The organism is Gordonia sp. (in: high G+C Gram-positive bacteria), assembly GCF_049299075.1.
GTDB lineage: Bacteria > Actinomycetota > Actinomycetes > Mycobacteriales > Mycobacteriaceae > Gordonia.
Map to the genome: position 1 here is coordinate 1 of NZ_JBAQWU010000202.1, position 2,402 is coordinate 2,402.

The 2,402-nt window shown below is 67.5% G+C and carries 2 protein-coding genes; one reads left to right on the forward strand and one right to left on the reverse strand.

All coding sequences use genetic code 11. From position 1 onward, the window contains the following. Positions 1-379 precede the first annotated feature (379 nt). Entirely contained in the window at positions 380-1,159 is a 780-nt protein-coding gene (locus WAW85_RS06455) for a hypothetical protein (protein WP_422558807.1), read from the reverse strand. A gap of 24 nt (positions 1,160-1,183) precedes the next feature. Here WAW85_RS06455 and WAW85_RS06460 point away from each other — a divergent pair, with 24 nt between their 5' ends. Continuing rightward, the gene (locus tag WAW85_RS06460; protein WP_422558808.1) at positions 1,184-1,996 is read left to right on the forward strand and encodes a thioesterase family protein; all 813 of its coding nucleotides are present in this window, start codon (positions 1,184-1,186) and stop codon (positions 1,994-1,996) included. Positions 1,997-2,402 lie beyond the last annotated feature (406 nt).

Consider the following 2,402-nt stretch of genomic DNA (forward strand, 5'->3'; position numbering starts at 1 on the left):
GCAAGCGCACCTCGGCCGCGTCTTGCACCGCCAGCAACTGCGCCGCCGACAAACCCTCCACAACACCAGCCGCATCGAATGCCGAAACACCATCCACAGCGAGCGCAGCAGTGTCGTCGTTCATGACGGCCACCCCCTGTCGATTGGCGTTCGTACTGGTCAAGCCAGTTTTCTCGCGTCCTTATACTCAGAGTACGCCCACGGAGTTGCGAATGCAACAGATCTGTCGAACAAAGTTACGAGAAGCTTGAGACTGGAAAATATAGGGAGGTGCGGTGGGCGGGATCCTCATGATTTCGGCTCTGGACCGCGACGGCGCAGTGGCAGATGTCGCGGTTCTTGCCGCTGAGCGACTGGAATCCGCGACCGATGCCCGCGGTCAACCGGCGAACAGAATGCGGCCGGTTGCGTTCAGGAGCGGGGCCACGTCGGCCCAGGCGAGGGTGACCGGGACGTAGTCGCCGAGCGCGTGGATCACCGGGACATAGAGGTGCAGGCCCTCGTCCGTCGCAATCCACGCGTGCAACTCGGCGGGGTCCCCGGTGCTGCCAGCCAGGCGCCCGGTGGTGTCGGCGGAGCGGGCCAGGGAGGCCAGTTGCGTGCGGGCCGCGGCGGGGTCGGCGAAGACGTCGTCAAGCAGCAGCGTGCGGCCGGCGGCGGCCTCGATCACCACCGTCTGCACCGCAACGCTCGGGTGCGCCGCACCGGTGAACATGCGGTCGACGATCAGCGCCCCCGACAGCGTCGTCCGGGCGACAACGGTGCGCGAGACCTCCTCGGGCAGGAGCGTGGCGTTGCCGAACGTGGTCTCGGTGCCCGCCGGGCCCGGCACCAGCGCGCCGGTCGCCGAATCCATTGCGGTGTTGAATGCTTCACGCACAGCCTTGGTTCCACCCTCGACCTGGGGCAGTGCGTAGTCCCAGGTGACAGTGCCGTCGTCAGTTCGACCGCGGTGCTCGCGCACCACTCCGCGGAAACCTGCCGTCGACGGCGCCAAGTCGATCGACGTCGTGGTGACCGTCCGCGACGCCGGGGCGGTCGTCCCCGTCGCTGTCGTCGACGACGGCTCCGGCGGACGACCGCTGGTACATCCGCTCACCGCCAGGACGGCGGCGCCGACGAGCGCCGCGATCACGAGTCCGGTCCGGCGACGAGTCATCCATTGAGCGTAAAGTCTGGCCCCGTGAGCCACGTACTCGATGAAGCAATTTCCGTTGTTCCGGTCGCCGACGGCGTCGTCCGCGCGACGACGCATCCGGCCTACGCCAACATGGTCGGCCCGTTCGGCGGGGTGACCGCCGCGACCGTCGTCCAGGCCATCGCCAGCCGCCCGGACGTCCTCGGCGAGCCGCTCGCTTTCACTATCAATTACGCCGCGCCGATCGCCGACGGGCAGTGGGATCTGCACTTGGCGATCGTGCGCACCAACCGGACCAACCAGCACTGGCTGTTCCGCATCGTCCAAAACGCTGCCACCGTCTCCACCGGCACCGCCGTCTTCGGCCTGCACCGGCCAACGTGGTCGTCCACCGAGGCGCAGCCGCCCGTGGTGCCCCCGGCCGCCGACGTGGAACCGGTCGACTTCCCCGAATTCATCGCGTGGGCCGCCAACTACGACATGCGGTTTGTCGTCGGTGGACTAGCCGACGGGGCGAGCGAGGACTCCACGTCGACGATGTGGATCCGCGACCTCCCCGAGCGCCCACTGGACTACCCGGCGCTCGCCTCGATCGCTGACTCTTTCTATCCGCGGATCTTTCTGCGCCACGGCACCTTCACCCCGGCCGGCACGATCAGCCTGACCACCTACTTCCACGCGACCCCCGACGAGCTCGCCGCACACGGCACCGACCACTTGCTCGCCACCGCGCGTGCCGCGCGCTTCGGGAACGGACACTTCGACCAGGACGGCACCCTGTGGTCGATGCCCGACGACGGCGAGCCGGTGCTGTTGGCCACAACACATCAGCTGGTCTACTTTAAGGATCCGCAGTAGGAGACTGGTTTCGAGCGGCTGTGAAACCGTACGATTTGTCAGCCCTGAGCAGATGAATCGTACGGTCTCACGGCATCCTTCGCCCCTGCGCCCGCTTTCCCGCAGCAACCTACGGCCGTAGGGCGTTGACGACGTAGTTGGTGACTTCGGCGGCGCCGACGGTCCGTCGGAAGCTGTGTCTGACGTACTCGCGTCCCAGGACTCCGGCGCTACTCCGGCGATGAGCGCGGAAGTTCCGAGGCTGCCGCGGATGAAGGCAGGTGGCATCTCCGGCGTCCCGCGCATGTGACCGCGTCACCGGACCGCCGCCAGCGCCCGGTAGGTTTTCCCCATGACGACCACCACGAACCTCGGCCGCCGCATGGGCAGCCTGATCCTGGTTGGTAGCGCGGCCCTCGCCCTGAAC